This window comes from Abyssisolibacter sp. ZYX002, from assembly GCF_056892235.1.
This window is the reverse complement of sequence record NZ_JARMXH010000001.1, coordinates 1140714-1166380: the sequence shown is the minus strand read 5'-3', so window position 1 is coordinate 1166380 and position 25667 is coordinate 1140714. Positions and strand designations below refer to the sequence as shown.

Below are 25667 nucleotides of genomic sequence, written 5' to 3'. Positions count from 1 at the left end.
TATTACTATGGGGGTGTATTTTTTGATACTTGATAATGATTATAAAAAAAGAAAATCAAACTATAGTAAAAACAAAACCTTCTTTGTTATAGTTGGTATATTAGTAGTTATAATATATGGTTTTTATTTAGTAGATAAGAGTGTAAAACCAATAGTATTAGCAATGAGTGAAGTAAGAGCCAGAATGATTGCTACACAAGCTATAAACGACGCTGTTAAAGAAAAGATAAAGGGAGATATTAAATATAAAGATCTTATTGATATATCTTATGACAAGGATGGAAAAGTAGCAACTATGCAAGCAAATACTATGCTTATGAATACGATTGCATCAGAAGTTGCACTAGAAGTTCAAAATAAAATGAGAGCAGTATCAGCTAGCAGTATAAGAATACCCATAGGAACAGCATTTAAAAGTCAGATACTATCACAATACGGACCTAAAATAAGCGTTAATATTATGCCACAAGGTTCAGTAAAGGTTGACTTTGAAACAGAGTTTGAACAATCAGGAATAAATCAAACTATACATAGGGTATATTTAACCATACAAGCACAGGTTAGGATAGTAATACCATTAGGTGCAGATACAGCTAAAATAACATCAACAGTGCCTATAGCAGAGACAATTATCATTGGTGATGTGCCACAAAGCTTTATAAATGTACCTAAAGACGATTTTATGAATGTAGTGCCGGGTAGTTAAATATATAAAGATTTGATATAATAGTAGTAAGGCATACAATAAGCAAGATGAGGTGGTATAGTGGAAAACATTAATAGAGAAAGAGTTTTAATAGTTGGAGTTGATTTGGGTAGAAAAGAAGATATAGATATAAAAGTTACATTGGCAGAGCTTAGAGAGCTTGTTTATGCAGCTGATGGAGAGGTTATAGAAGAAGTTTTGCAAAATAGACATAAGATAGACGCTACATACTATATAGGTAAAGGTAAGGCACAGGAGATATCGCTTTATTGTGATGAGTTAAATATAGACACTGTAGTGTTTGACAATCAGTTATCCGGTGCTCAGATAAAAAATCTAGAAAATATCATACAAAGAAAAATAATTGATAGAACTAATCTTATACTAGATATATTTGCAAAGAGAGCAACCTCAAAAGAAGGAAAGTTACAAGTGGAATTAGCACAGCTAAAATATACATTACCTAGATTAATAGGATTAGGTAAAACACTATCTAGAACTGGTGCAGGTATAGGAACAAGAGGACCTGGAGAAAAGAAGCTTGAAACAGATCGTAGACATATACTATCTAGAATAACAGACATAAAGCATCAATTAAAAGAACTTGAAAATGTTAGAGAGATGAAAAGAAAGCAAAGAATAAAATCAGAGATACCATTAGTTGCGTTAGTAGGTTATACAAATGCAGGGAAGTCAACTATATTCAATGAATTAATAAAATCTCACGACGAATATGATGATGAGAAAAGTGTTTTTGCTCATGATATGTTGTTTGCAACACTTGATACTACATTAAGAAAATGCAAATTTCAGGGTGGGAAGAACTATTTATTGATTGATACAGTTGGTTTCGTTAGCAAACTACCAACGGGACTAGTAGAAGCATTTAAAGGGACGTTAGAAGAAGTAATATATGCAGATTTAATAGTACATGTAATAGATGTAACAAGTAAGGATTATGATCTTCAAAAAGAAACTACATTAAAAGTATTAAAACAAATAGGAGTTACAGATAAGCCTATACTCACAGTTTATAACAAAGTAGACGATCTAGAGGAAATAAATACATCTTATAGTAAGGACAATGTTTATATATCAGCTCTAGAAGGGATAAATATTGATATTATGAGAGAGCTTATGGAAGAAAAGCTATTTGGTAGTTACCATAAGGTAAAGCTGGTTATTCCTTTTAATAAAGGAGATATAAGCTCATATTTATACAACAATGTAAACATTCTAGAGTCTTCACATAATGAAAATGGAACAGAATTTATAGTAGAACTCGATGATAAAGATTACAATAGATTTAAGCAATATATTGTAGTTGATTAAAGGAGAAATACTGATGAGCAGAACATATTTTTGTTTTGATAATATAGAAGAACTATCCGAAGAAGAAATAACCTACATGCTATATCAAGAAGGCAAGACAATAAAACAGATAGCTATTATTAGAAGAATGAATGAAAAAGAAGTAAGTGAGCATTTGATAAAGATAAAAGTTAAACGACCTAAAAGTACTAATAATACATTTATAGTTGAATTGTTAAGCATGGTAAAAAATGATAGAATCAAGAAGCTAATGAGTTTAAATGATGAACAAATTAGAGAGTTAAAAATAGAGTTATATAATGATTATACAAAGTACAAAAACTCTGAGGACAGAATGATATTGATATGGCTTATAGGAGAAATTAGAGATATTAAGTTTTTACCATTTTTAAAAATGGAGTTAAGAAGCAAAAAAGTCAACCATAGAAGACTTGCTTGTTCTGCTTTAGGTAAAATAAACGATAAAGAATCAAAAGAGTGGTTAGAAGAAATGCTAAGAGATGAAAATTCTCAGGTAAGGCAATATGCAATAAAAGCACTTAGTAATATTGCTGATGAAAAAACATATAGTTTAATATATAGTATTTACAAAAATGAAAGTGAAAAGCAATATGTTAAAAAGACAGCAAAGGATGTACTAGAAAAATTAAAAATAATATGAAACATGCTTATAATCTATAAAAAATTAGAACATAATAATACCAAAGGAAGTTTAATCTGAAATATTTAAGAAACATCGATGAATATGTTGTAATTAGAAGGATGCAGTATAGTTATTGATTTTCTATGAATAAATTAGGTTTAACCTAAAATGTTCGTGGAACTTTAATGAATATGTTGTAGTTTTCTAAAATACAATGTTTCAGCAGTTTTGAAGGTGTACTCGGTAGTACGGCGAAAAAATGATGAAGTATTGTAATTAGAAGGATGCAGTATAGTTATTGATTTTCTATGAATAATTTAGGTTTAACCTAAAATGTTCGTGGAACTTTAATGAATATGTTGTAGTTTTCAAAATACAATGTTTCAGCAGTTTTGAAGGTGTACTCGGTAGTACGGCGAAAAAATGATGAAGTATTGTAATTAGAAGGATGCAGTATAGTTATTGATTTTCTATGAATAATTTAGGTTTAGTATAGAAAATTTTACTAAATTGAGGTATAATTAAATAAAAAGATAGGGAGGCGGTTATAATGCTTTTTAGAAATTGTGCTGGTGGTGTTGTTTTTTATGGTGAAAAGGTTTTCATATTAAAGAATGAGAAAAGAGAATGGATATTGCCTAAGGGTAGAATTCGTAATGGTTCTTTAGCGACTGAGATTGCTATACAGAGTGTTAAACAAGAGTCAAATTTAACACCTAGAATAGTGTCTACTGCTGGAGAAACTAGTTACGAATTTTTTTCTATGACGAGAAAAAGACCAGTATGCAATGAAATACTGTGGTATATTATGGAAGTTGATGACCCCCAATATAAAATTAACGAAAGTGACGGTTTTATTGATGGGGGATTCTTTTTTATAGATGACGCATTAAAGCTTATAACATACAGCCAAGACAGGGCTTTAGTTAATCTATCATATAAAAAATACAAAAGCTTTAAAGATGAGCAAATAACTGCATAAAACTATATAGTGAATAGAGGATTACTGAGAAACATTAGTAATCCTTTTTTTATGTTTAAATATTAGTATATATATTTAAAAAATAATGTTATACTATAAATAGTTTGCAAGATAAGTTATGTATGCGAGGTGATATAAATTGAAGAATACATATAAAACACTATTTGACTTTGGCAGTGATGAAGTTATAATAAACAAATCTAGGTTTATAGGATATGCTAAGCCTGTAGAAACAGAGGAGGCAGCTATCAAATTTATAGAAAAAATAAAAACAAAGCATAAAGATGCTACGCATAATGTTCATGGATATGTAATAGGGGAAAATAGTAACATACAAAGATTTAGTGATGATGGTGAACCAAGTGGTTCCGCAGGCATACCAGTATTAGAGGTACTAAAGAAAGAAGACTTAAGAAATACAGTAGCGGTAGTTACTAGATACTATGGAGGAATAAAACTAGGCGTAGGGGGATTAATAAGAGCTTATACAAAAGGGGCGAAAATAGCTATAGAAAAAGCTATAGTAGTTGACAAGGTACTGTATCAAAATGTGCTACTAAGAATAAATTATGGATTGTTAGGTAAAGTAAAAAATGAATTATTAAGATTCGATTTTTATATAAAAGACATAATATATGATGACGCAGTGGGTATATATGTTATGTGTGATATGAATAAAGTTCAAAACTTAATTAGCACAATAACAGATATAACAAGCGCACAGGCTGATATCATGGAGCTAGAAGAAGAGTATGTTCATATAAAAGATGGCAAAATACTTGTTTAAACACTAGGTATCTTTTACGAATAATTCGTGTACACCCATTATAAGTAAAAATATTGCAAATATGATTCTAAGAATATCAGAATCAAAATCGACTGCCATTTTAGCACCAACAATAGAGCCAGTAATACCCATCAGTATTATTGGTATGATAGGTTTTAATTTAAGGTTTTTGTTATAAAAATGAGTAATTAATGCAATCGTAGCTGTGGGTAAGTAAATAAATAAATTGATTCCTTGAGCTTGTTTTTGGGTTAAAGAGGTCAATAGTATAAGACCTGGTATTAGTATAGTGCCACCACCAATTCCCATGCCACTAATAATACCGGTAATCAGACCTAAACTTAACAAAAGCATTTTATCAACATCCTTATAGCAACGATAATCATCAAGATTCCAAAGGTTTTTCTTAGCAGTTTCTTAGGAACTTTATTTAGTAGTTTAGCACCAATATATCCGCCTAGAACACTGCCACTTGCAACGATTAAACCTGTTTTTAACTCAACATAATCGTTTTCAAAATATATGAAAGTGCTAATAATAGTTATAGGGAATATTATAGCAATAGCAGTGGCATGAGATTTATGAGGGTCTAAATTAACACAGTATTTTAAAAAAGAGACAATTATGATTCCGCCACCAGAACCAATGAGTCCATTTATTAAACCTGTTATAAGACCTACTATATAAAGCTTATAATTAGATTTTTTATACATATATACACCTCTTTGGTAGTATTAGTATTCCTTATGGATTTATAGATATTCATTAACAAACAAAAGTTAGGAGGAAAAGTTATGAAAGATATAGCAAAACTATGTGATGATTTGACAAACTGGATAAAAGAAAAAGTATTAAGTGATGGGTGTAAAGGAGTCGTATTAGGGATTAGCGGAGGTATAGATTCAGCAGTAGTTGCAGGACTTGCAAAAAGAGCATTTCCAGATGACACACTCGGTATAATAATGCCATGTCATAGCAATGAATTAGATGAAGAGCATGGTATGCTTTTGATAAATAGTTTAAATATAAAGCACGAAAAAGCTGATTTGAGTAGTACATTTGATGTACTGACTAGAGAACTAAAAGATGATAAATCAAATAAGCTAGCAACAGCAAATATAAAACCTAGACTCAGAATGACGACGCTTTATTATTATGCACAAAGAAACAATTACCTTGTAGCTGGAACAGGTAACAAGAGTGAAATAACAGTAGGGTATTTTACTAAACATGGAGATAGTGGAGTAGATATATTACCTATATGTGATTTAGTAAAACACGAAGTTTGGGAATTAGCAAGATATTTAAAAATACCAACAGAGTTAATAGACAAAGCGCCATCAGCAGGTCTTTGGGATAACCAAACAGACGAAACAGAGATGGGATTCTCATACGAAGTATTAGATAAGTATATATTAACAGGAGAAGCTCCTAAAGAGATTAAAGAAAAGATAGATTCAATGAATAGAAAAAGTGAACATAAGAGAGTGTTTCCAGCTAGATATATTAAAGAGGAAAATAAATAGAAAAGATGTGTACGTCTTGAAGGATGTACACATCAGACTGTAGAAAAAAGCCCAGTTTCTGCGCCCGTGTTAAAATTACCGTTGCTCACTTACCTCTAAGTAAGCTCTGCTACTCAATTTTAACACGCCTTGAAATTGAACTCTTACTACAGTCTGCTATCTTGATGACTTTGTCATTAATCTAAGTGTACATCTTGAAGGATGTACACTTTTTTCTTGTGTTTATAATACAAACAGTAGCTATATATAGGATTTATTTTATTTCTACCCAATAAGTTCCAATGACCTCATAAATACTATAAGTGTAGCCACAATGACAATGGTAATAAGTTTCACTTATATACCTTCGCTTTTCCATTTTTTTATAACCAACTATAATACCATCTTCTAATATGGGTCGTGAGCCCTTCTTGATAACTTCATGGCTTATAAATGTGTTACCTTTGTTGCATTTATGGCATCCGTCGGTCCAGTAACTGCAACGGCTACTGCCTCCTCCTTCATCGTCATCATCTTCGTTATCATTTGATAAAATAGTTGTATTTACCATATCAACTTCATTTATTGATTCTGCAAATACAAAGCTACCTAAACTTAAAATTAAAGAACTAATTAATACAAATGCCAATATTCTTTTCATTAAACAACCTCCTATACAATAATATATAAATCATAACATATATTACAAATATTAACAATAAATAATGCGTTATAGGTCTAGTAAATTTTATAATGGTCAACGAAAATTTAAACTAAAAGTAATTTTATACTTATAAAATTAATATAACTAAAGTAAGGAAAAGTTTGTACTATACCATAAAATATTTGAACGAATTTATTTTATGAAAGGAGGAAAAGGTATCAATAAATTTCATTAAAAGGGGATGAAAAAATGATAAAAAGAGTAATAGCTGTTTTATTAATACTAATAATGATATTTAGTTTGTCAGCATGTAAAGATAAGACAAAAATAGAAGGAAAATGGAAGATAGGTATAATGACAGGAACTGTTTCTCAAAATGAAGAGGAATATAGAGCGGCGCAGAGAGTTCAAGAGAAATATGGTGAAGACAGAATACTGTTACAAACTTATCCTGATCAATTCATGAAAGAACAAGAGACTGTTATTCAGAACGTTCTAACACTTGCATCTGACCCAGATGTTAAAGTAATAATCATATGTCAAGGTATTCCAGGTACATCAGCGGCTATAGACAAAGCAAAAGAGATTAGAGATGACATAATGTTCATAGTAGGTGTAGTTGCAGAAGATCCAAAGATGATATCTCCTAAAGCTGATATAATATTCCAAATAGATGAGTTAGGTATGGGACCTGCAGTGCCAAAGCAAGCAAAGAAGATGGGAGCAGAGGTATTTGTACACTATTCTTTCCCAAGACATATGTCATATGCGCTACTTTCAAAGAGAAGAGATATATTTAAAGAAGAATGTGAGAAGTTAGGATTGAAATTCGTAGAAGCAACTGCACCAGATCCAACAGGAGATGCAGGGATTTCAGGAACACAACAATTCATACTTGAAGATGTGCCAAGAAAAGTAGCAGAGTATGGTAAAAACACAAACTTTTTCGCTACTAATTGTGCTATGATGGAACCTCTAATTCGATCAGTACTCAATGAGCAGGCTATATTTGCTCAGCAATGTTGTCCATCACCATATCATGGTTATCCAGGAGCACTTGGTATAGAAATACCTGAAGACAAAAAAGGTAATGTTGAATTTATAATATCAGAAATTGAGAATAAAGTTAAAGACGCTAAAAATAAAGGCAGGATGTCAACGTGGGTAGTGCCAATGGCTATGATGTTTATAGAGGCAGGTACAGAATATGCAATTGACTATATCAATGGAGACACTGATGGTAAGCTTGATGTAGAAAAAATAAACGAGCATTTCAAAGAGTATGCAGATGCAGAAACGAAAATAACACCGTATCACAATGAAGAAACAAATAAAACCTATGATAATTATCTAATGATTATCGCAGATTTTGTAGATTTTTAAATAAATTAAGTTAGGGGCTGGATATATTTATTACAGCCCCAGCTTTAAAGCAGGAGGTGTTTTATTGAGTGAACAATTTGCATTGCAGATGAAAGGGATAGTAAAAGAGTACTTTGGAAATAAAGTTTTAAAAGGAGTTGATTTATGTGTAAAACCAGGAGAGATACACGGACTCTTAGGCGAAAATGGAGCAGGGAAATCTACTTTAATGAACGTTTTATTTGGAATGCCAGTGATATATTCAACAGGTGGATTTAGAGGAGAAATACTAATAGGCTCAAAAAAGCAAAACATAAAATCACCACAAGATGCGATGAATTTAGGAATAGGTATGGTGCATCAAGAATTTATGCTTATAAAAGGTTTTACAATAACAGAAAATATAAAACTTAATAGAGAGATAACAAAAGAGAATATAGTCAGCAGATTCTTTGGAAAAAAATTAGAGACTCTTGATTTTGAAAATATGAATAAAGATTCTAGAAAAGCATTAGATAAGCTTGGACTAGGTGTAGACGAGTATGTTAAGATAGCAGGATTACCTATAGGTTATATGCAGTTTGTTGAAATAGCTAGAGAAATAGATAAACAAAATATTAAACTTTTAATATTTGATGAACCAACAGCAGTATTGACAGAAAGTGAAGCAAGTAAATTGCTTGATTCTATGAAAAAAATAGCAGATAGTGGCATAGCAATATTGTTCATAACACATAGATTAGATGAGGTAATGAGAATAACTGATAATATAACAGTACTAAGAGATGGAGAATTAGTTAAGACTGTTAGGACAAAAGATACAAATATAAAAGAACTTGCTCAAGCTATGGTTGGAAGGAAACTAAAATCATACAAAAAGAATGTAGCTAGAGATATGAAAGACGAAGTAATTATGTCTATTAAGAATTTGAATGTAAATATGCCAGCAGAAATAGTTAATGGAGTAGACATAGACATAAGGAAAGGAGAAATATTAGGGATAGGAGGATTAGCAGGACAGGGCAAGATAGGGATCGCAAATGGTATTATGGGCCTTTATGAGAGCAGTGGAGAAGTAATATATCAAGGAGAAAAGCTAGAACTCAACAATACAAAAGATAGCTTAAAAAAATCAATAGCATTTGTATCAGAAGATAGAAGAGGGGTAGGGCTTTTACTTGATAGTTCAATAGAGCTCAATATAGCTATGACAGCAATGCAGATTCACAAAAGCTTTTTAAGGAATCTAATTTTGATAAGCCAAAAAAATACCGCAAAAATAAGAGCCCATGCACAAGATATGATAAAAAAACTAGACATAAGATGTACAGGGGCTAAACAATTAGTTAAAAGACTAAGTGGTGGCAATCAGCAGAAAATTTGCTTAGCACGTGCATTGACATTGAATCCTAATATTTTGTTTATTTCAGAGCCAACAAGAGGAATAGACATAGGAGCAAAAAAAATAATATTAGAGTTATTATTGAAGCTAAACCAAGAGACTAACATGACAATCATTATAACATCAAGTGAACTAGCAGAGTTAAGGTCTATATGTGATAGAATAGCTATAATTTATGAAGGTCAAGTTGAAGGGATACTAAATCCAGATGATTCTGATGAAGATTTTGGATTAATGATGGCTGGAGAATACAATAAAGTTCATAAGGGGGAGTCAGTATGAATAAAACAAAAAGAATAGTAAGAAATATAGGTTTACCTAGAATAATAATAACTCTATTTTTCTTATTGTTATGTATTTTAGCAGTCATACTAAACCTTCAAACCAAAAGACTCTTTTCAGATGTTTTAGTAAGAATAGGTATGAATGGGATAATGGTATTAGCAATGGTTCCAGCTATTTTAAGTGGTACAGGGCCAAATTTTGGACTTCCACTTGGTATAGTTTGTGGACTTTTGGGAGCAATTTTGAGTATAGAATTAGATTTGACAGGGTTTTATGGTTTTTTTATGGCAATAGCAATAGCAGTACCTATCGCTGTGATAATTGGATGGGTATATGGTAAAATGCAAAACGCTGTAAAAGGCTCAGAGATGATGGTAGCAACTTACACAGGGTTTTCAGTAGTATCTCTGATGTGTATTGTTTGGCTAGTTATACCTCTTAAGAGTGAAGAAATGGTTTGGCCTATAGGTAAAGGGCTAAGAGTTACAATATCACTAAAAGATAGATTTGATAAGATATTAAATAATCTGTGGGATTTTAAGATATTAGGAGTAAAAATTCCAACAGGGCTACTACTGTTTTTCTTGTTAATGTGTATTATTGTATGGCTCTTTTTTAGAAGTAAGAGAGGGTTAGCAATAAAAGCATCTGGCGACAATCCACGATTTGCTAAGGCTTCTGGAATCAGTATAAATAACAATAGAATTATAGGCACTATATTATCTACAGTCTTTGGAGCGATAGGAATAATAGTATATGCGCAGAGTTATGGGTTTATTCAGCTATATCAAGCACCGTTAATGATGGCATTCCCAGCTGTAGCTGCGATACTCATAGGTGGAGCATCAGCAAGCAAAGCAAAAGTATCACATGTGCTAATAGGAACTTTTTTATTTCAAGGATTACTTACAATAGCTCTGCCAGTTGCAAATTCAATAGTAAAACAAGGTCAGCTTTCCGAAATAGCTAGAATGATAGTACAAAACGGTATTATTTTGTATGCATTAACTAAAGTTGGCGGGGGTGAATAATTAATGAACGACAGTAAAAATAGTATAAAAAATGTTCTGACTAACAACATGGTGACTATTATTTTTATAGTAATAGGATTTATAGGTATAAAGCTGTCAAGGTTACCGAGTGCTTTTATATTAAACGAATTAGTTATAAGAATTGGAAGAAATTCCTTTTTAGTATTAGCATTAATTATTCCTGTATTAGCAGGAATGGGACTCAATTTTAGTATAGTAGTAGGTGCTATGGCTGGGCAAATGGCTATAATAGCAGTTACCCATTGGGGAATAACAGGTATACAAGGGCTTTTACTTTGCGCTATACTTGCCACACCTATAGCATTATTAGTAGGAAATTTGACTGGTAGACTTTTAAACAAAACAAGAGGGCAAGAAATGATAGCAAGCATGATAGTTGGTTTTTTTGCAAATGGTATATATCAGCTGATATTTCTATACTTGATAGGAACGGCAATACCGATGAAGAATCCAATGTTAGTATTAGATGGAGGAGTAGGAATAAGAAATTCTATAGACTTATCAGGAGGAGTAAAGCCTACAGGAATAAAATATACACTTGATGGTATATTAAAATACCCATTATTTAAAGCATTATTAATATTAGCATTTATGATGATATTATTCAGTATAATATCCTATTATAAGGAGAATAAGAGATTAAAATTAAAATATTCATATATAGCTTTAGTTATACCTATAGCATTGATTATAACTAGCATTATAAGAGGTATTGGAACATTAGAAGCAGTGATAATGATATATATATATTTTATTTTCATAACTAAAACATACTGGGATAAGAAGCAGTTGATGTTGATAATATTAGCATTGCCACTTTTAGCGGGTTTATCTAATATAAATAACATGCTTTACTATATCATAGTGTCAATAATAGGCTGCTTATTTTTATTCTTTACCTTCTCAAGTAACGTTCGTAAACTAAAGAAAATCAATTTTATTATTTTGATTACGATATGTTTTATTATAAGTGCATTATGTATTTTTAGCTTATTGCAAGAAAATATGCTTAGTAAAGTAAAAATGCCTGTCTTTACATTCATAGTTATAGCGTTACTATGTATATTCAATTTGCTGATTGTTAAAACAAAGATAGGGCAAGACTTTAGAACCGTTGGTCAAAATCTTCATATAGCAAAGGTTTCAGGTATAAACATTGATAAAACAAGGGTATTAGCAATAACAATATCTACACTTTTGGCAGCATGGGGGCAGATAATATTCTTACAAAACATTGGCACGCTAAATACCTATGGAAGTCATGAGCAAATAGGAATGTTTTCTATAGCTGCATTATTAATAGGAGGAGCATCTGTTTCAAAAGCGACTATATCTCAAGCACTGCTAGGAACTACATTGTTCCATATATTATTTATAGTATCACCTCAAGCAGGTAAAAATGTGTTTGGAGATGCACAGATAGGTGAGTTCTTTAGAGCATTTGTAGTATATGGAGTAATAGGGGTTTCATTAGGATTACATGCTTTTAAAAGGAGATTAAACAAAAATCAGATTGCTATAAAAGCTAGCAAAAAAACAGTTTAAAGCAATAGTGAACTAAATCAAAAAAATACCACGATATAGTTAAAACGTGGTATTTTTTAATTATACTATCTAGAATAGGTGAACTGTCTAAAATATAGCCCTATAGGTTTATAGGCTGTTCCAGTACCATCCTTTTTATCGTTTTTGTATACATCAAAAGTATATTTTTTATAGTTACCATAAACTTTTACATTTAGCTTTTTGCCAGCTGATACAGAGGTTCTAAAAGTTTTCTGCTTTGTAGTACTATCTGTTACAGAAAAACCTATACCTGCGCTTATAGAACTTGCACTAATACCAGCATTAGTAGAGAAAGTTGCGCTAACGGATTCACTATATGTTTCTTCAATATCACAAGGACCATCAAACCAATCTGATTGTAGTTCATTATTAGGGAAATAATAATCACCTAAACATTGCTTATTTCTTATAGACCAATTTGTTCCCCAAAAGAATTTAACACTAGAGATGTTTTTGTTTTCAATAAAAGACGGAGTTGATTGACTAGTAGAATAAGTAGTAACTTTGATAAGCTTGTATCCTTCTGGGACATCTAGGTCTTCATTGACAACGATTTTCTTTAACTCGGCTGGATTTGTAATAACTGAGTGAGTATTAATTTCATTTGGATTAAAGTCAGTATTTTGAGCTAAAGTAGTAGTGCTTAGAGTTAAAAGTAATGAAGTTAATAATAAAACAATTAATAATTTTTTCATAAAATGCCTCCAATTATAGTTGTATTTGATTGATCAATCAAGTAATACAATAACATACAAAGTATAAAATAATTGTCAAAACGTGTCAAAAGTGAATAAATTATTAAAAAAATATTAAATTTATTTCATATTTACATTATATTGAAGGAAGCCTAAAATTATTTCAAATCATTACCGTGCAAAATATTTATATGTATTGAACAAATTAGAAACTTTTGTTTTAAAGGCTATTATGGTAGAATAAATAACAGATAATAAATACAAGCAATAATGTAGTTTAGGAGGAGATATAATGGCAGGACATTCGAAATGGGCCAATATAAAACATAGAAAAGGTAGGCAAGATGCTTTAAAAGGCAAGGTATTTACCAAAATTGCACGTATGATCTTTGTAGCTGTTAGAGAAGGTGGTGCAGACCCAGAATATAACTTTAGTTTAAAAAGTGCTATAGATAAAGCAAAGGCTGTAAATATGCCAAATGATAATATAGACAGAGCAATAAAAAAAGGACTAGGATCATCCGATGGAGAAAGCTATGAGGAAATAGTATACGAAGGATATGGCCCAGCTGGAACAGCAGTTATGGTAAAGTGTCTAACAGATAATAAGAACAGAACTGCTTCAGATGTGAGACACTGCTTTAGCAAAAACGGTGGAAATCTTGGAGCAAACGGTTGTGTGTCATTTATGTTTGATAGAAAAGGAATATTGATAATAGATAAAACAGAGAATTTAGACGAAGAAACTGTAATGATGAGTGCATTAGAAGCTGGAGCAGAAGATTTTGAGGCGGAAGATGATTGCTTTGAAATAACATGTTTACCAGAGGACTTTAAAAATGTAAAAGAAACACTAGAAAATGAAAACTATACATTTTCAACATCAGAAGTTGCAATGCTACCACAGAACACAACAAAGCTTGAGAATGAAGATGATATAAAAGCTATGAACAAGCTTATTGATATGCTAGAAGACAATGATGATGTGCAGGAGGTTTATCATAACTGGGAATGTTAATAATGGTATAGATTAAAGGCACAAGTGCTACTTTGTCATCAATCTAAAGCACAAGTGCTTATCTTGTGCCTCAGACTGTAGAAAAAAGCCGAATTTCTGCGTTGTAGTTAAAATTTCCGCTGCTCACTTACCTCTAAGTAAGCTCTGCTACTCAATTTTAACACGCCTTGAACTTGAACTTTTACTACAGCCTGTTATCTTGATAACTTTGTCATCAATCTAAGGCACAGGTGATTATCCTGTGCCTTTAACTATAACAAAAGCGAAATAAAGTACCGAACTTTGGATTAATGATAAGTATTCTATTATTTTAATAGAACATACTATCTAGGAATTTGAGCAATAATCCTCACATGATTCGATAGTTTGCTCAATAGTTTTGATTGCAGGCCCACCAACTATGTTTCTTTTATTCACACATTCCTCTAGCGAAATAATCGTAAAGATATCATCTTCAAAGACATTTGATATAGATTGATATTCTTCTAAAGAAAGATCTTTTAGTTCTAAATTATTATTTATACAATATAGCACGAGTTTGCCAATTATTTCATGAGCATCTCTAAAAGCAAGCCCTTTTTTTACGAGATAATCTGCAGCATCAGTTGCGTTTAAAAATCCATTACTAGCAGCTTTGTACATAGATTTCTTATTTACTTTCATAGTAGTTATCATATCAGTAAAAATAGGAAGACACATTTTAACAGTATCTATAGCATCAAAAGTAGCTTCTTTATCTTCTTGCATATCTTTGTTATAAGCAAGAGGAAGTCCTTTCAAAGTTGTTAACAATCCTAGTAAATCCCCATATACTCTACCTGTTTTCCCTCTAACCAGTTCAGCGATATCAGGATTCTTTTTTTGTGGCATGATGCTACTTCCAGTGCTATAAGCATCATCTAGCTCTATGAATTTGAATTCATAAGAGCACCATAGTACTATTTCTTCACTGAATCTACTTAGATGCATCATTATAAGAGAGAGAGTATTTATTAACTCTATACAAAAATCTCTATCAGATACAGCATCAAGACTATTTATTGATATAGCAGAGAAATTCAAACTTTCCGCTACGAATCCACGATCAATAGGATAAGTAGTGGAGGCTAAGGCACCTGATCCAAGAGGAAGAATATCAGTTCTTTTTAGAGTATCAGACAATCTATCCCTATCACGCTTAAACATCTCAAAATAAGCAAGTAAATGGTGTGCAAAAGTGATAGGCTGAGCTCTTTGTAGATGAGTATAGCCTGGCATTATTGTAATTGTATTCGCTTTAGCAAGTGTTAGTAGTGTTTTTTGCAATGTTTTCAAAAGTTTATCAATATTAACTATTTCTTCTTTCGCATACATTCTCATATCTAGAGCTATTTGATCGTTACGGCTTCTTGCTGTATGAAGTTTTTTACCAATATTACCAATACGATCAATTAGAATTTTTTCTATGTTCATATGAATATCTTCGCTTTGTACATTAAATTGGACATTCCCAGTTTCAATATCATTTAGTATATCTTTTAATGTATTAGATATTAAAACAGAATCATCCTTAGAAATAATATTTTGCTTACCAAGCATAGTAGCATGAGCTATACTTCCTAATATATCTTGTTTGTATAATCTTTGATCAAATGATATCGAAGAATTAAAATCATCTAAAAGTTTATTGGTATTTTTAGAAAAACGGCCACTCCATAATTTCATATATTCACATCCTTCACAAAACTTAAATCAATTTATAGTTTAGATTGCAATAAATTTAGCCTTCCTTAATTTTCCTTTTTCATACTTTGATTCATTAATGCACGAATTTTTAATGGAAGACCGAATAGATTAATAAATCCTTCAGCATCTTTATGGTCGTATAAATCACCAGTTGTAAAACTGGCAATACTTTCATTGTATAATGAATAAGGAGACTGAGTACCCACAGGTATTATATTACCTTTATAAAGTTTTAGTTTAATTTTACCAGTAACAGTTTTTTGAGTAGAATCAACAAAGGCGGACAAAGATTCTCTTAAAGGAGTATACCATTCTCCACTATAGACTAATTCAGCAAACTTAACAGCAAGAGTCTGTTTATAAGCAAATGTTTGTTTATCCAAACATGAACGTTCAAGTTCTTCGTGGGCATAATAAAGTATAGTTCCGCCAGGAGTTTCATAAATTCCACGTGATTTCATTCCAACAACACGGTTTTCTAAAACATCAGCAATACCAATGCCATTTTTACCACCTATATTATTAAGTTCTGCAATTATATCTGCGCCATTAAGAGATTTGTTGTTAAGTTTAATAGGAATACCTTTTTCAAATTCTAATTCAATATAAGTAGGTTCGTTAGGTGCATTTTCAGGTGATACTGACATCTGAAGTAACTTATCATACATAGGTTCAAGACTTGGATTTTCTAGTTCAAGTCCTTCATGACTTAAGTGCCATAAGTTTCTATCACGGCTGTAGCTATTTTCTTCTCTCATAGGTATTTCAATACCTCTATCTTTACAATATTTAATTGCATCTTCGCGTGATTTAATATCCCATATCCTCCATGGAGCTATTATTTTAAGCTCTGGAGCTAGTGCCTTTATTGACAGTTCAAAACGGACTTGATCATTACCTTTACCCGTTGCTCCGTGGCAGATAGCCTCTGCACCTTCCCTAATAGATATTTCAACTAATCTTTTAGCCATAACAGGACGTGCAATAGATGTACCTAGCAAATATTTACCTTCATAAACTGCACCAGCTTTAAGAGTAGGCCAAACATAATCTTCAACGAACTCGTCAATAATATTTTCTACCATAAATTTTGAAGCACCTGATGCTAATGCTCTTTCTTTAAGACCATCTAATTCTTTTCCTTGTCCAACATTGATACATACTGCAATTACTTCATAGTTGTAATTTTCTTGCAGCCAAGGAATAATAACAGTAGTATCCAAACCGCCTGAATAGGCAAGTATAACTTTTTTCTTCACGGTAATTACCTCCTTATAAAACAGAAATATGATTTCATAATTATACATCACAAAATATTAATATTCAACAATTATTTCAAAACAAGCTGTCTTAAGTTTTTTTAAAATGAATAAATATAACCAATATGTTATACGTTATATTGGGAAAAGAGAAAAAGACACGATAAAAAGTAAATTTATATACATTATATTTATATATATAATTTAATATAAGTATCATAAGTTAAATGATTTATTCTTTTGCGTGGGTGGTTAGGGTATGTTTAATCTATTCATATTCTTCTAATGAAGAATCATTATTAAGTAAAACCCTTAGTTAATTATGTAAAAAAGTAAATAGAAAGGGCAGAAAAATATTGACAATATTTACAAAAAATGATATATTGTAATTAATAAAATATAAAAATAAAAATAAAAAGGAGGATTAATATGACATTAAGAAAAAGATTAGCTACTGGTGGCGGAACAGGTACAGAGCCTATTTACATTGCATGTGGATGTATATATGCTGATACTGATAAAAATGATGTACTTTATATGGCAGTACCAGTAGATCCTGATCCAGGATGTGGTGGTTGAACTCCATAGTATGTCAGGTGTACCTGATTAGGACAAACATTGAATTTTAATTATAATACCACATTAGAAAATGGGTTGTTTTATAAACGACCCATTTTCTAATGTGGTATAAAAACAAAACAAGTTTTATTATTTAACACTATAAACCTTTTTTTACACACCTTTTACTAGGCTAGTTCTCTAGATGGGTTTCTCTGCTTTATCTATTCTATATCCGCATATGTTGCAAGTTTATCATTAGCTGTACTTATAGGAGCTTTCTATAAAATTCTTATTTTTTCCATAAAATTAATTACAATTTACTATTGATTGGTTTACCATTTATTTTGTGAACATATCTAAAAGCCAGTTTTTTTAACTCCGTTATTGTAACTTTGTACATAGATTGTTTATTTTTCATAATAGTCATCTGTTTTGCAGGGGATTAATTTTGATCCTGAAACATAAATACAAAAAATAAATGTTGACAATATAGGAAAAATATGTTATATTGGTGATGTATATTTATTTAAAAAAGAGGAGGAAATGATTATGGTATTAAGAAAAAAATTAGTAAGTAGTAACAGAACAGGTCCAGAACCTATTATTAGCGCGTGTAATTGCTCAAGTGGTTTGCATTTCTTTGTATATTTAGATAACTGCGGTGGCTGAGGCAAGTAAGTATATCAGGTGTACCTGATTAGACAAATGAATATTAGTGGTATTTTATAATACTACATTAAAAAATGGGTTGTTTGTAAAACAACCCATTTTCCAAGTTGTATTAAAAAACAAAACAAGTTTTATTTTTCAACATTATCAACCCATTCTTTAGCTTCTTCTACACACCTTTCGCTAGGGATAGGTACTTTAGACGTTTTCTCTGTCTTTTCTATATCCGCCCATGCTGCAAGCTTATCATTAGCTGTAGTCATAGGAGCTTCCTTATAAAAATTTTTATTTTTATCCATAATTTCCTCCTAAATAATATTTATTTACTGTAGTTTATATATATTTTAAGCAAAAACATATTAATTATTTAAATTAATTACAATTTACTATTGATTGATTAGTGATGACTTGTTATAATATGAAATGCGTGTTTTTTATTTTTTAAATTTTTTAGTTATAAAAGTGAGAGGACAAGCATAATATTATATAAGAAAATTTAAAAATAACAGCATTATAATTAATTGTTATAGTTTGTTGTATATGGGATAAGTTTGCAGAAATAATATCAAATATTGTTAATTGTTATTTTAAGGTAATAAGAAAATTTAAATTGACTAAAGTGTGTATTTTAGTTAGGTTTAACAATATTAATAACAAAAGAAATACTTCGATATAATGATTAAGCAGGAATATTAAATTTTACATAGAATGATATATAGAGGCGGTAAAATCTAAATTTATTTGTGCTAGAATTTGTTGAAAAATATACAATTTATAACCATTTGATAATTTTATTTTGAAGGAGAGATTTCTGTGTCACCTTTAACAGATAAGAAAATTGATTTGTATCAAGGTTTAACTGAAAAGTTTTTATATAATTCTGATATAAATTCAATATTTATATTATTATCACTGTATGATTTAGAAGAAAATATGAGCAATATTTACCCCAAATATTTAGGTATGAAAAAAATAAGGACACAGATTATTAGATTCTTAAAAAATAAAAACATAAAAAATGTAAATAAGATCGCTAATTATATTAGCTACATAATACACGAAGATGTAAATAGAATAGAATTGTGTTTTTACATAGAAGGATATAAAAAAGGATTCAATGACATAAAATGGGTAAATGTATTAGAAAAAAAGGCTTTAAACACTCGTACAATGGACGAACTGTATTCAAGTAAGTATTTATTTCATGTAACTAAAAATTACAACATAAAGCAAATAAAAAATCAAATAAAACAAGAACTAGCTTACAAGCAAGCTAGTGAATCTAAATTAGTAGAAATGATGGATTTGTTTGCTGATAAAGTTATTAAGAAGAAGTTATTTAACCTAAATAACCATGCAAATGAACAGCTAAAACTTTGTTTGGAATCATATGATATAGTAGAGGAGAAGTTTGAGCTTGAAAAAGAATATCTAGAAATAATATATAAGAATCTTTATAATATGATAATAAAAAATTTAAAAAATATTTTTAAAGAAGCTTACTGGTTTGGTATAAATGATAGAGTGTTAAAAAGATATATATAAGGTATAATTCTTAAATAATATATAGTGAAAAAGGATGTCTACTAATACAAGACATCTTTTTTAGTTTGCTATACAATATTAAAACAGGTATAAAATATGTAAAAATGGAAAAAATATCTCTCGGAAGGAGTATGGAGGGATATTGATGAAAAATTATAAAAAGGTTTTTGTATTTGTATTTTATATGGTATTCATAATAGTAGGTTTTGCATATGGTTACCATAAAGGAAAGGATATAAGCAAAGATAACCTACAAGCAAAGAAACAACTTACAGAGCAGATAAACCAAGAGAGTGCTGTAATAAAACAGGAAGATAAAATTACTCCTAATACAAAACTAGAGTATGTGTATAACTACACAAAGTGTAATCACACTCTAAAAGAAATCCAAAATCCAACAAGTAATATTATAGGAATGAACAAAGAAGAATATATGTTATATCTTACGAAAAATAATCCACAGTGGGAATTGATAGATTTTTCTAGTGATAGAATAACCATGAGTATAGATAAGAAGCAGTTATGCCCTGAGCACTTTATCATAGGTGTTGAAAATGGATTGATAGCGATACACAAAGTAGATGAAGATGGTAACAAAGTACTCTATAAAATAATTAATAACTCTATAAAACTGCTTAACGAGATAGATCAACAAAAACTTATAGAGGGCATCGTAGTCAATAATGAAGAAGAGATGATAGAAGTATTAGAGAATTTTTCAAGTTAGATTTGTAGATATATAACATACGGATTATAATTGGAAGTTTGTATTATAGTTTGTATCAAATAAAAAAAACAGACATGTTATAAAAAAGACAGGATTTGATTGTAATGATCAAGTCCTGTCTTTTTGGCATGCTCATTGCGGGTTCAAGCCAACAAGATGAAAGCCATGAGAGGAGTATGATACAACATAAAAGCATATATGAGTACGATTTCAAACAAACTGAAGGCACAAACTATTCAGGAGAATGAGATTAAAAATATTTATATAGCATATGTTTTTTATAATAGTGTAGCTAAGGATACATTTAAAACACCGACATGGTATTATAATACATATAAGTAAAAAAATAATTCCGCTATAATATGTATCTTTATTAAATACCGGAGTAAAAGTTAATAGACGATGTTGAGCAGTCCATAATACATTTTAATGTGTAAATTATCAATAAGAGGTTATAGGTTGTTATTATTAACCTAAATATATTATAAAGGAGTATATTAAGATGAAAGTATTAAATGTATTTTACTCGGTTTCAGGTAATACAAAGAAAATAGCTCTACAAATTGAAAAGACAGTTAAAGCTCAAGGTCACGAAGTTGATACCATTGAAGTGACTAAAAATACAGACAAAGATACTATAGACTTTTTAAAATATGATTTCGTATTTGTTGGTACAGGTGTCTATGTTTGGTTACCACCTCAAGATGTGGTTGATTTGTGGAAAAATATTCAAATGAAGTATGTGAAAAGTGGAGACATTAAGATTTATGCACCAAGAAGAGCTAATAAAAAAGCAGTAACATATTGTACATTTGCTGGACCTCATACTGGAAGAAATGAAGCAATTCCTGTACCTAAATATCTTGGTCAATTACTTGATCATTTGGGATTTGAAGTTATTACCGAATGGTTTTTTGAGGGACAATTTAACAATAAAGATAGTTTCTATGACCAGTTTAACACAAAAGGACGCATGGGAAACATTATAGGAAGACCAAATGAAGATGATTTAAAACGAGTTGATAGTATGGTTAGCGGAATATTGCATGTGTAACGAAAGTAAAAAATACAGAGGACTATGTTTATGGCTTTAATAGCCAACTGAAACAATGTTGGGAGCCACTGTTTTGTATTATATCCTACTTCTTTTGATAATAAGAGAAGTAGGATAGTTAGTTTAGGATTAGTTCGATTTTTTATTCTTATCATTTATATAGATATTTAGATTATAGGTTGTTAAAATTAGTATTTATAATTTAATAACATTTTAATTAATTAGATTCTTTAAATAGTATAATTTATTGATTTATATTAATATAATAGATATAATAGTTTGTGTTCAATTAGAAAATGTTCTTTGTTTTATGCACAAATATAAAGGATTATAGATGAATATAACGAATATATGTTTGTATAGAATATATTAATCCAGAAATATTTATAGAATGTTATTAGTTCTATAAATATTCTGGGTTAAGTAAAACAGAGGAGAGTTTATAGTGATCATTTTAGGAATTGACCCAGGTATAGCAATCATAGGATATGGTGTTATAAAATATGAAAAAAGTAAACATAAAGTACTTGATTATGGAGTTATAACAACTCCAGCAGGAATGAGTACGCCGGATAGATTAAAAATGGCTTACGAAGGTATCAGGTTACTTATAGATAAATACAAACCAGATGCAGTTGCAATTGAAGAGCTGTTTTTTAATAAGAACGTTAAAACAGCAATAACAGTAGGACAAGCACGAGGAGTTCTGATATTGGCTGTAGTAAATAGTGGTATAGACTTATACGAATATACTCCACTTCAAGTTAAACAAGGTGTAGTTGGTTACGGTAGAGCTGATAAAAAGCAGGTTCAAGAGATGGTTAAAATGTTACTTAATCTAAAAGAAATACCAAAGCCAGATGATGCTGCTGATGCGTTAGCTATAGCTATCAGCCATATACATTCATCAAATTTTAAAGATATGTTCAAAATGAAATAGGGGGTAGTCGAATGTTTAGGTATATAATAGGAATTATAGATGAATTAGGAGACAGCTATATAGTCCTAAATAACAATAGTATAGGTTATCTGATATTTTCTTCAAAGAATACATTAGATAAGCTCAAAATCGGCGATGAAGCGAAAATATACACATACATGCATGTCAGAGAAGATGAGATGAGTTTATATGGGTTTAATACAATGAACGAACTCGATTTATATAAGCTATTATTGTCAGTCTCTAAAGTAGGCCCTAAGGTCGGGTTGGCGTTATTGTCAGAGTTATCACCAAACGAGTTAAAAAAAGCTATATTAATGGAGGATACAAAACCTCTATCAAGAGCTTCAGGAGTCGGAAGTAAAACAGCAAAGAGAATAATACTTGAATTAAAAGATAAAATTGATAGTGATATACTTACTGGTGAAACATATGAAGAACCTAGTACATCAAATATAAATAATTTTGAAGAAGCTATGATAGCATTACAGACATTAGGATATTCGAAAATAGAGATTAATACAGCATTTAAAAAAATAGATAGTAGCTTAGAAAGAACAGAAGATTTGATTAAATCGGCGTTAAAACAATTAGCAAAAAGATAAAGGGGTAAATTATGGAGAATGAAGATAGAATTATAACCAGTGGCTTTAAATCAGAGGACATTGATATAGAGACAACTCTTAGACCCAAATACTTAAGTGACTATACAGGACAAGATAAGGTCAAGGAGATGCTAAGTATTTTTATTAAAGCAGCAAAGGCAAGAAAAGAACCCTTGGATCACGTATTGTTGTATGGCCCTCCGGGATTAGGAAAGACCACGTTAGCTAGTATTATTTCGAATGAGATGGGAGTAAATCTTAGGATAACTTCTGGACCAGCTATAGAAAGACCTGGTGATTTGGCAGCTATACTTACCAATTTAGGGGATAGTGATGTACTATTTATAGATGAAATACATAGACTTAACAGAAGTGTAGAAGAGATATTGTATCCTGCTATGGAGGATTATGTGCTTGATATAGTTATAGGAAAAGGGCCAAGTGCAAGATCAGTGAGGCTTGATTTAAGCAGATTCACAATGATTGGAGCAACTACAAGAGCGGGATTACTTTCTTCGCCATTAAGAGATAGATTCGGAGTAATATCAAAGCTTAACTACTATAAAATCGAAGATTTACAGAAAATAGTTTCTAGATCAGCAGGGTTACTTAACATTAGTATAACTGAAAAAGGAGCATATGAAATAGCAAGAAGATCAAGAGGTACACCTAGAATTGCCAATAGAATACTAAAGAGAGTAAGAGATTATGCGCAGGTAGTTGAAGATGGTTTTATAGATGAAAAAGTAGCGGATAGTGCTCTTGGTATGTTAGAAATAGATTCCTTAGGACTAGACAATATAGATAGAAAGCTTATGATGACAATAATCAATAATTTTGGCGGAGGGCCAGTAGGTTTAGATACTCTAGCTGCTTCAATAGGAGAAGAAAAAAATACAATAGAAGATGTTTATGAACCTTATTTATTACAAATAGGATTTATTAGTAGAACTCCAAGAGGAAGAATTGTAACACAAAAAGGCTATAAACATTTTAAAATTGAGCGTGACTAAATATGCTTTTAAGGAGAGATTTACTTGAATAAGAGATTTGTTTTTACTTGCCTATTAGTATTTTTGATGGTAACTAGTGTTAGCTATTGTAAAGATATAGATAACAATTATATAAAAGTAGGTTTAAAGAGGGCTACAAATGATAATAATTCTATTAATATAGTCTGTGAAGATATAACTACCGTAGGACAGCTTGATAGTGATGGTAACTTCACAAATATAATTGATAATTTAAATATTAATAATTTTAATGTACAAATCGATAAATATTTACACATTGAAATTAAAAAAGATTTTAGGTCGTATGAAGAAGCAGTTGATTTTGTTAATAGTAACAAAAGAAATGGTATAAACTTATTTATAGTTTATGATGGAAACTTTAAGGTATGGTGTAATAAATTTAATGATATTAGCAATGCAAAAAGTTATGAATCTAAGCTTGATTATATAAATCATAGTAAAAAAGTTGTAAACGGTAGTGGTACAAGAATGATTTTAATAGACAATAATCAAAATATAAGATTTGCATATAATCTAAAGGAAAAATTATATTTAAAAAACACCACTGCAAATAAAATATCAGTAATTGGTGTTACAGGCAAAAAATATAGAGGATATATTTCATTTGGGAATAAAGCAGGATTACTTATACCAATAAATACTTTAAAACTAAATGAATACTTATATGGAGTAGTAGCAAAAGAAATATCAAGTACTTGGCCTATAGAAAGTATAAAAGCACAAGCTGTAGCAGCAAGGAATTATGGCGCTATGTATATAGGAAAAGGTAAAGCGGGAGAATATGATTTAGATGATACACAGAACTCACAATCATATGAAGGATATAGCTTTGAAAAAGCTATAATAAATAAAGCGATAGATGATACAAAGGATGTAGTAATAAAATATAAAGGAGAAATAGTTCCTACTTACTATCATTCAAATAGTGGAGGACATACAGAAGACAGCGAAAATGTATGGGGAGGATATGAAGGATATATAAGAGGAGTAGAAGATGAATTCTCTATAGGTAGCCCGAGTGATACATGGGAGTTAGTACTAAATAAAGAACAAATAAATGAAAAATTGTTAGCAAGTGGCTATGATTTAGGAGCAATAAAAAATATAGAAATAATAGAAGCTTCAAAATATGGAAGAGTACAACAGCTTTTAATAGAAGGATCAAAAGACAAAGCTATATTAATTAAAGGAAAGGCAAGATTAGTATTTGGTACAACCAAGATAAAGAGTGCATGGTTTGAAGTCTCAGGAGGACAGGACTCATATGTATTCGATGTAAACTCAGGTCAAATAACAAAAACTGCAGTAGATAACAAAAAGATATTGAATTCAAAGGGAAATAATGATATTTATATATATGATGGAAATGAAACTATACGCCTTGAAAATGGGAGTGGTAAGTACACTTTTACTGGCAAAGGCTACGGTCATGGTATAGGGATGAGTCAATGGGGTAGTAAAGCTATGGCTGAGCAAGGTTATGATTATAAAGCAATTTTAAGGCACTATTATACAGATATAACTATAGTACAAGAGTAAAGGATGATGA

General features: G+C 30.5%; 26 protein-coding genes. 19 read left to right on the top strand and 7 right to left on the bottom strand.

All coding sequences use genetic code 11. From position 1 onward, the window contains the following. The first annotated feature begins 22 nt into the window (after nucleotides 1-22). The 5 genes from yunB to P3X86_RS05280 all read left to right on the top strand — a co-directional run bounded on the left by yunB (nucleotide 23) and on the right by P3X86_RS05280 (nucleotide 4450). On the top strand, nucleotides 23-706 hold the full coding sequence (yunB, locus tag P3X86_RS05300) for a sporulation protein YunB (RefSeq protein ID WP_483291587.1): 684 nt from the start codon (nucleotides 23-25) through the stop codon (nucleotides 704-706). A gap of 60 nt (nucleotides 707-766) precedes the next feature. Next, complete coding sequence (gene hflX / locus P3X86_RS05295) at nucleotides 767-2038, top strand: GTPase HflX (protein WP_483291586.1); 1272 nt, start codon at nucleotides 767-769, stop codon at nucleotides 2036-2038. A 13-nt stretch (nucleotides 2039-2051) separates the two neighbouring features. Beyond that, nucleotides 2052-2699 carry a HEAT repeat domain-containing protein gene (locus P3X86_RS05290; protein WP_483291585.1) on the top strand — a complete coding sequence of 216 codons (648 nt, stop codon included), beginning with the start codon at nucleotides 2052-2054 and terminating at the stop codon, nucleotides 2697-2699. A gap of 532 nt (nucleotides 2700-3231) precedes the next feature. Continuing rightward, entirely contained in the window at nucleotides 3232-3663 is a 432-nt protein-coding gene (locus P3X86_RS05285) for an NUDIX hydrolase (RefSeq protein ID WP_483291584.1), read from the top strand. Between the two features lie 139 nt (nucleotides 3664-3802). Further along, nucleotides 3803-4450, top strand: a complete 648-nt coding sequence (locus P3X86_RS05280) for a YigZ family protein (protein WP_483291583.1) — start codon at nucleotides 3803-3805, stop codon at nucleotides 4448-4450. 3 nt (nucleotides 4451-4453) lie between these two features. On the opposite strand, the gene P3X86_RS05275 is transcribed toward P3X86_RS05280, so the two are convergent. Next, nucleotides 4454-4804 carry a TSUP family transporter gene (locus tag P3X86_RS05275; protein WP_483291582.1) on the bottom strand — a complete coding sequence of 117 codons (351 nt, stop codon included), beginning with the start codon at nucleotides 4802-4804 and terminating at the stop codon, nucleotides 4454-4456. Further along, nucleotides 4792-5163 carry a sulfite exporter TauE/SafE family protein gene (locus P3X86_RS05270; protein ID WP_483291581.1) on the bottom strand — a complete coding sequence of 124 codons (372 nt, stop codon included), beginning with the start codon at nucleotides 5161-5163 and terminating at the stop codon, nucleotides 4792-4794. Before P3X86_RS05270 ends, P3X86_RS05275 begins: the two co-directional genes overlap by 13 nt. An 81-nt stretch (nucleotides 5164-5244) precedes the next feature. Between P3X86_RS05270 and nadE the strand changes: the two genes are divergently transcribed. Continuing rightward, entirely contained in the window at nucleotides 5245-5976 is a 732-nt protein-coding gene (gene nadE / locus P3X86_RS05265) for an NAD(+) synthase (protein WP_483291580.1), read from the top strand. A 253-nt stretch (nucleotides 5977-6229) separates the two neighbouring features. On the opposite strand, the gene P3X86_RS05260 is transcribed toward nadE, so the two are convergent. After that, nucleotides 6230-6616, bottom strand: coding sequence for a hypothetical protein (locus P3X86_RS05260; RefSeq protein ID WP_483291579.1), 387 nt, complete (start codon nucleotides 6614-6616; stop codon nucleotides 6230-6232). Nucleotides 6617-6868: 252 nt separating this feature from the next. On the opposite strand from P3X86_RS05260, the gene P3X86_RS05255 reads away from it, so the two are divergent. From P3X86_RS05255 to P3X86_RS05240, 4 genes are all read left to right on the top strand, one after another. Then, nucleotides 6869-8002, top strand: a complete 1134-nt coding sequence (locus tag P3X86_RS05255; protein ID WP_483291578.1) for a DUF3798 domain-containing protein — start codon at nucleotides 6869-6871, stop codon at nucleotides 8000-8002. Between the two features lie 64 nt (nucleotides 8003-8066). After that, nucleotides 8067-9665, top strand: a complete 1599-nt coding sequence (locus P3X86_RS05250) for a sugar ABC transporter ATP-binding protein (protein WP_483291577.1) — start codon at nucleotides 8067-8069, stop codon at nucleotides 9663-9665. Beyond that, the gene (locus tag P3X86_RS05245) at nucleotides 9662-10699 is read left to right on the top strand and encodes an ABC transporter permease subunit (protein ID WP_483291576.1); all 1038 of its coding nucleotides are present in this window, start codon (nucleotides 9662-9664) and stop codon (nucleotides 10697-10699) included. The genes P3X86_RS05250 and P3X86_RS05245 overlap by 4 nt, the downstream gene beginning before the upstream one ends. A gap of 3 nt (nucleotides 10700-10702) precedes the next feature. Next, on the top strand, nucleotides 10703-12265 hold the full coding sequence (locus P3X86_RS05240; protein ID WP_483291575.1) for an ABC transporter permease: 1563 nt from the start codon (nucleotides 10703-10705) through the stop codon (nucleotides 12263-12265). Between the two features lie 65 nt (nucleotides 12266-12330). Here P3X86_RS05240 and P3X86_RS05235 read toward each other — a convergent pair whose 3' ends face one another. Further along, nucleotides 12331-12981, bottom strand: coding sequence for a hypothetical protein (locus P3X86_RS05235; RefSeq protein ID WP_483291574.1), 651 nt, complete (start codon nucleotides 12979-12981; stop codon nucleotides 12331-12333). A gap of 292 nt (nucleotides 12982-13273) precedes the next feature. Between P3X86_RS05235 and P3X86_RS05230 the strand changes: the two genes are divergently transcribed. After that, entirely contained in the window at nucleotides 13274-13999 is a 726-nt protein-coding gene (locus tag P3X86_RS05230; RefSeq protein WP_483291573.1) for a YebC/PmpR family DNA-binding transcriptional regulator, read from the top strand. A 327-nt stretch (nucleotides 14000-14326) separates the two neighbouring features. On the opposite strand, the gene argH is transcribed toward P3X86_RS05230, so the two are convergent. Together argH and P3X86_RS05220 are read right to left on the bottom strand one after the other, a co-directional pair. Continuing rightward, nucleotides 14327-15703, bottom strand: a complete 1377-nt coding sequence (gene argH / locus P3X86_RS05225) for an argininosuccinate lyase (protein WP_483291572.1) — start codon at nucleotides 15701-15703, stop codon at nucleotides 14327-14329. Nucleotides 15704-15768: 65 nt separating this feature from the next. Then, nucleotides 15769-17031, bottom strand: coding sequence for an argininosuccinate synthase (locus tag P3X86_RS05220; protein ID WP_483291571.1), 1263 nt, complete (start codon nucleotides 17029-17031; stop codon nucleotides 15769-15771). A gap of 381 nt (nucleotides 17032-17412) precedes the next feature. Here P3X86_RS05220 and P3X86_RS05215 point away from each other — a divergent pair, with 381 nt between their 5' ends. Continuing rightward, nucleotides 17413-17562 (top strand): hypothetical protein, encoded by a 150-nt coding sequence (locus P3X86_RS05215; protein ID WP_483291570.1) that lies wholly within the window; start codon nucleotides 17413-17415, stop codon nucleotides 17560-17562. Between the two features lie 782 nt (nucleotides 17563-18344). On the opposite strand, the gene P3X86_RS05210 is transcribed toward P3X86_RS05215, so the two are convergent. Continuing rightward, nucleotides 18345-18512: a CDIF630_02480 family spore surface protein gene (locus P3X86_RS05210; RefSeq protein WP_483291569.1), complete on the bottom strand. Its 168-nt coding sequence runs from the start codon at nucleotides 18510-18512 to the stop codon at nucleotides 18345-18347. Between the two features lie 514 nt (nucleotides 18513-19026). Here P3X86_RS05210 and P3X86_RS05205 point away from each other — a divergent pair. The 7 genes from P3X86_RS05205 to P3X86_RS05175 all read left to right on the top strand — a co-directional run bounded on the left by P3X86_RS05205 (nucleotide 19027) and on the right by P3X86_RS05175 (nucleotide 25657). Beyond that, nucleotides 19027-19758: a hypothetical protein gene (locus P3X86_RS05205; protein WP_483291568.1), complete on the top strand. Its 732-nt coding sequence runs from the start codon at nucleotides 19027-19029 to the stop codon at nucleotides 19756-19758. A 145-nt stretch (nucleotides 19759-19903) separates the two neighbouring features. Continuing rightward, nucleotides 19904-20485: a BofC C-terminal domain-containing protein gene (locus tag P3X86_RS05200; RefSeq protein WP_483291567.1), complete on the top strand. Its 582-nt coding sequence runs from the start codon at nucleotides 19904-19906 to the stop codon at nucleotides 20483-20485. A 502-nt stretch (nucleotides 20486-20987) separates the two neighbouring features. Further along, nucleotides 20988-21539 carry a flavodoxin family protein gene (locus P3X86_RS05195; RefSeq protein ID WP_483291566.1) on the top strand — a complete coding sequence of 184 codons (552 nt, stop codon included), beginning with the start codon at nucleotides 20988-20990 and terminating at the stop codon, nucleotides 21537-21539. Nucleotides 21540-21984: 445 nt separating this feature from the next. Next, nucleotides 21985-22479, top strand: coding sequence for a crossover junction endodeoxyribonuclease RuvC (ruvC, locus tag P3X86_RS05190; RefSeq protein ID WP_483291565.1), 495 nt, complete (start codon nucleotides 21985-21987; stop codon nucleotides 22477-22479). A gap of 11 nt (nucleotides 22480-22490) precedes the next feature. Continuing rightward, entirely contained in the window at nucleotides 22491-23084 is a 594-nt protein-coding gene (ruvA, locus tag P3X86_RS05185; protein ID WP_483291564.1) for a Holliday junction branch migration protein RuvA, read from the top strand. An 11-nt stretch (nucleotides 23085-23095) separates the two neighbouring features. Further along, nucleotides 23096-24097 carry a Holliday junction branch migration DNA helicase RuvB gene (gene ruvB / locus P3X86_RS05180; RefSeq protein ID WP_483291563.1) on the top strand — a complete coding sequence of 334 codons (1002 nt, stop codon included), beginning with the start codon at nucleotides 23096-23098 and terminating at the stop codon, nucleotides 24095-24097. Between the two features lie 24 nt (nucleotides 24098-24121). Then, nucleotides 24122-25657, top strand: coding sequence for a SpoIID/LytB domain-containing protein (locus P3X86_RS05175; protein WP_483291562.1), 1536 nt, complete (start codon nucleotides 24122-24124; stop codon nucleotides 25655-25657). Nucleotides 25658-25667: the final 10 nt, after the last annotated feature.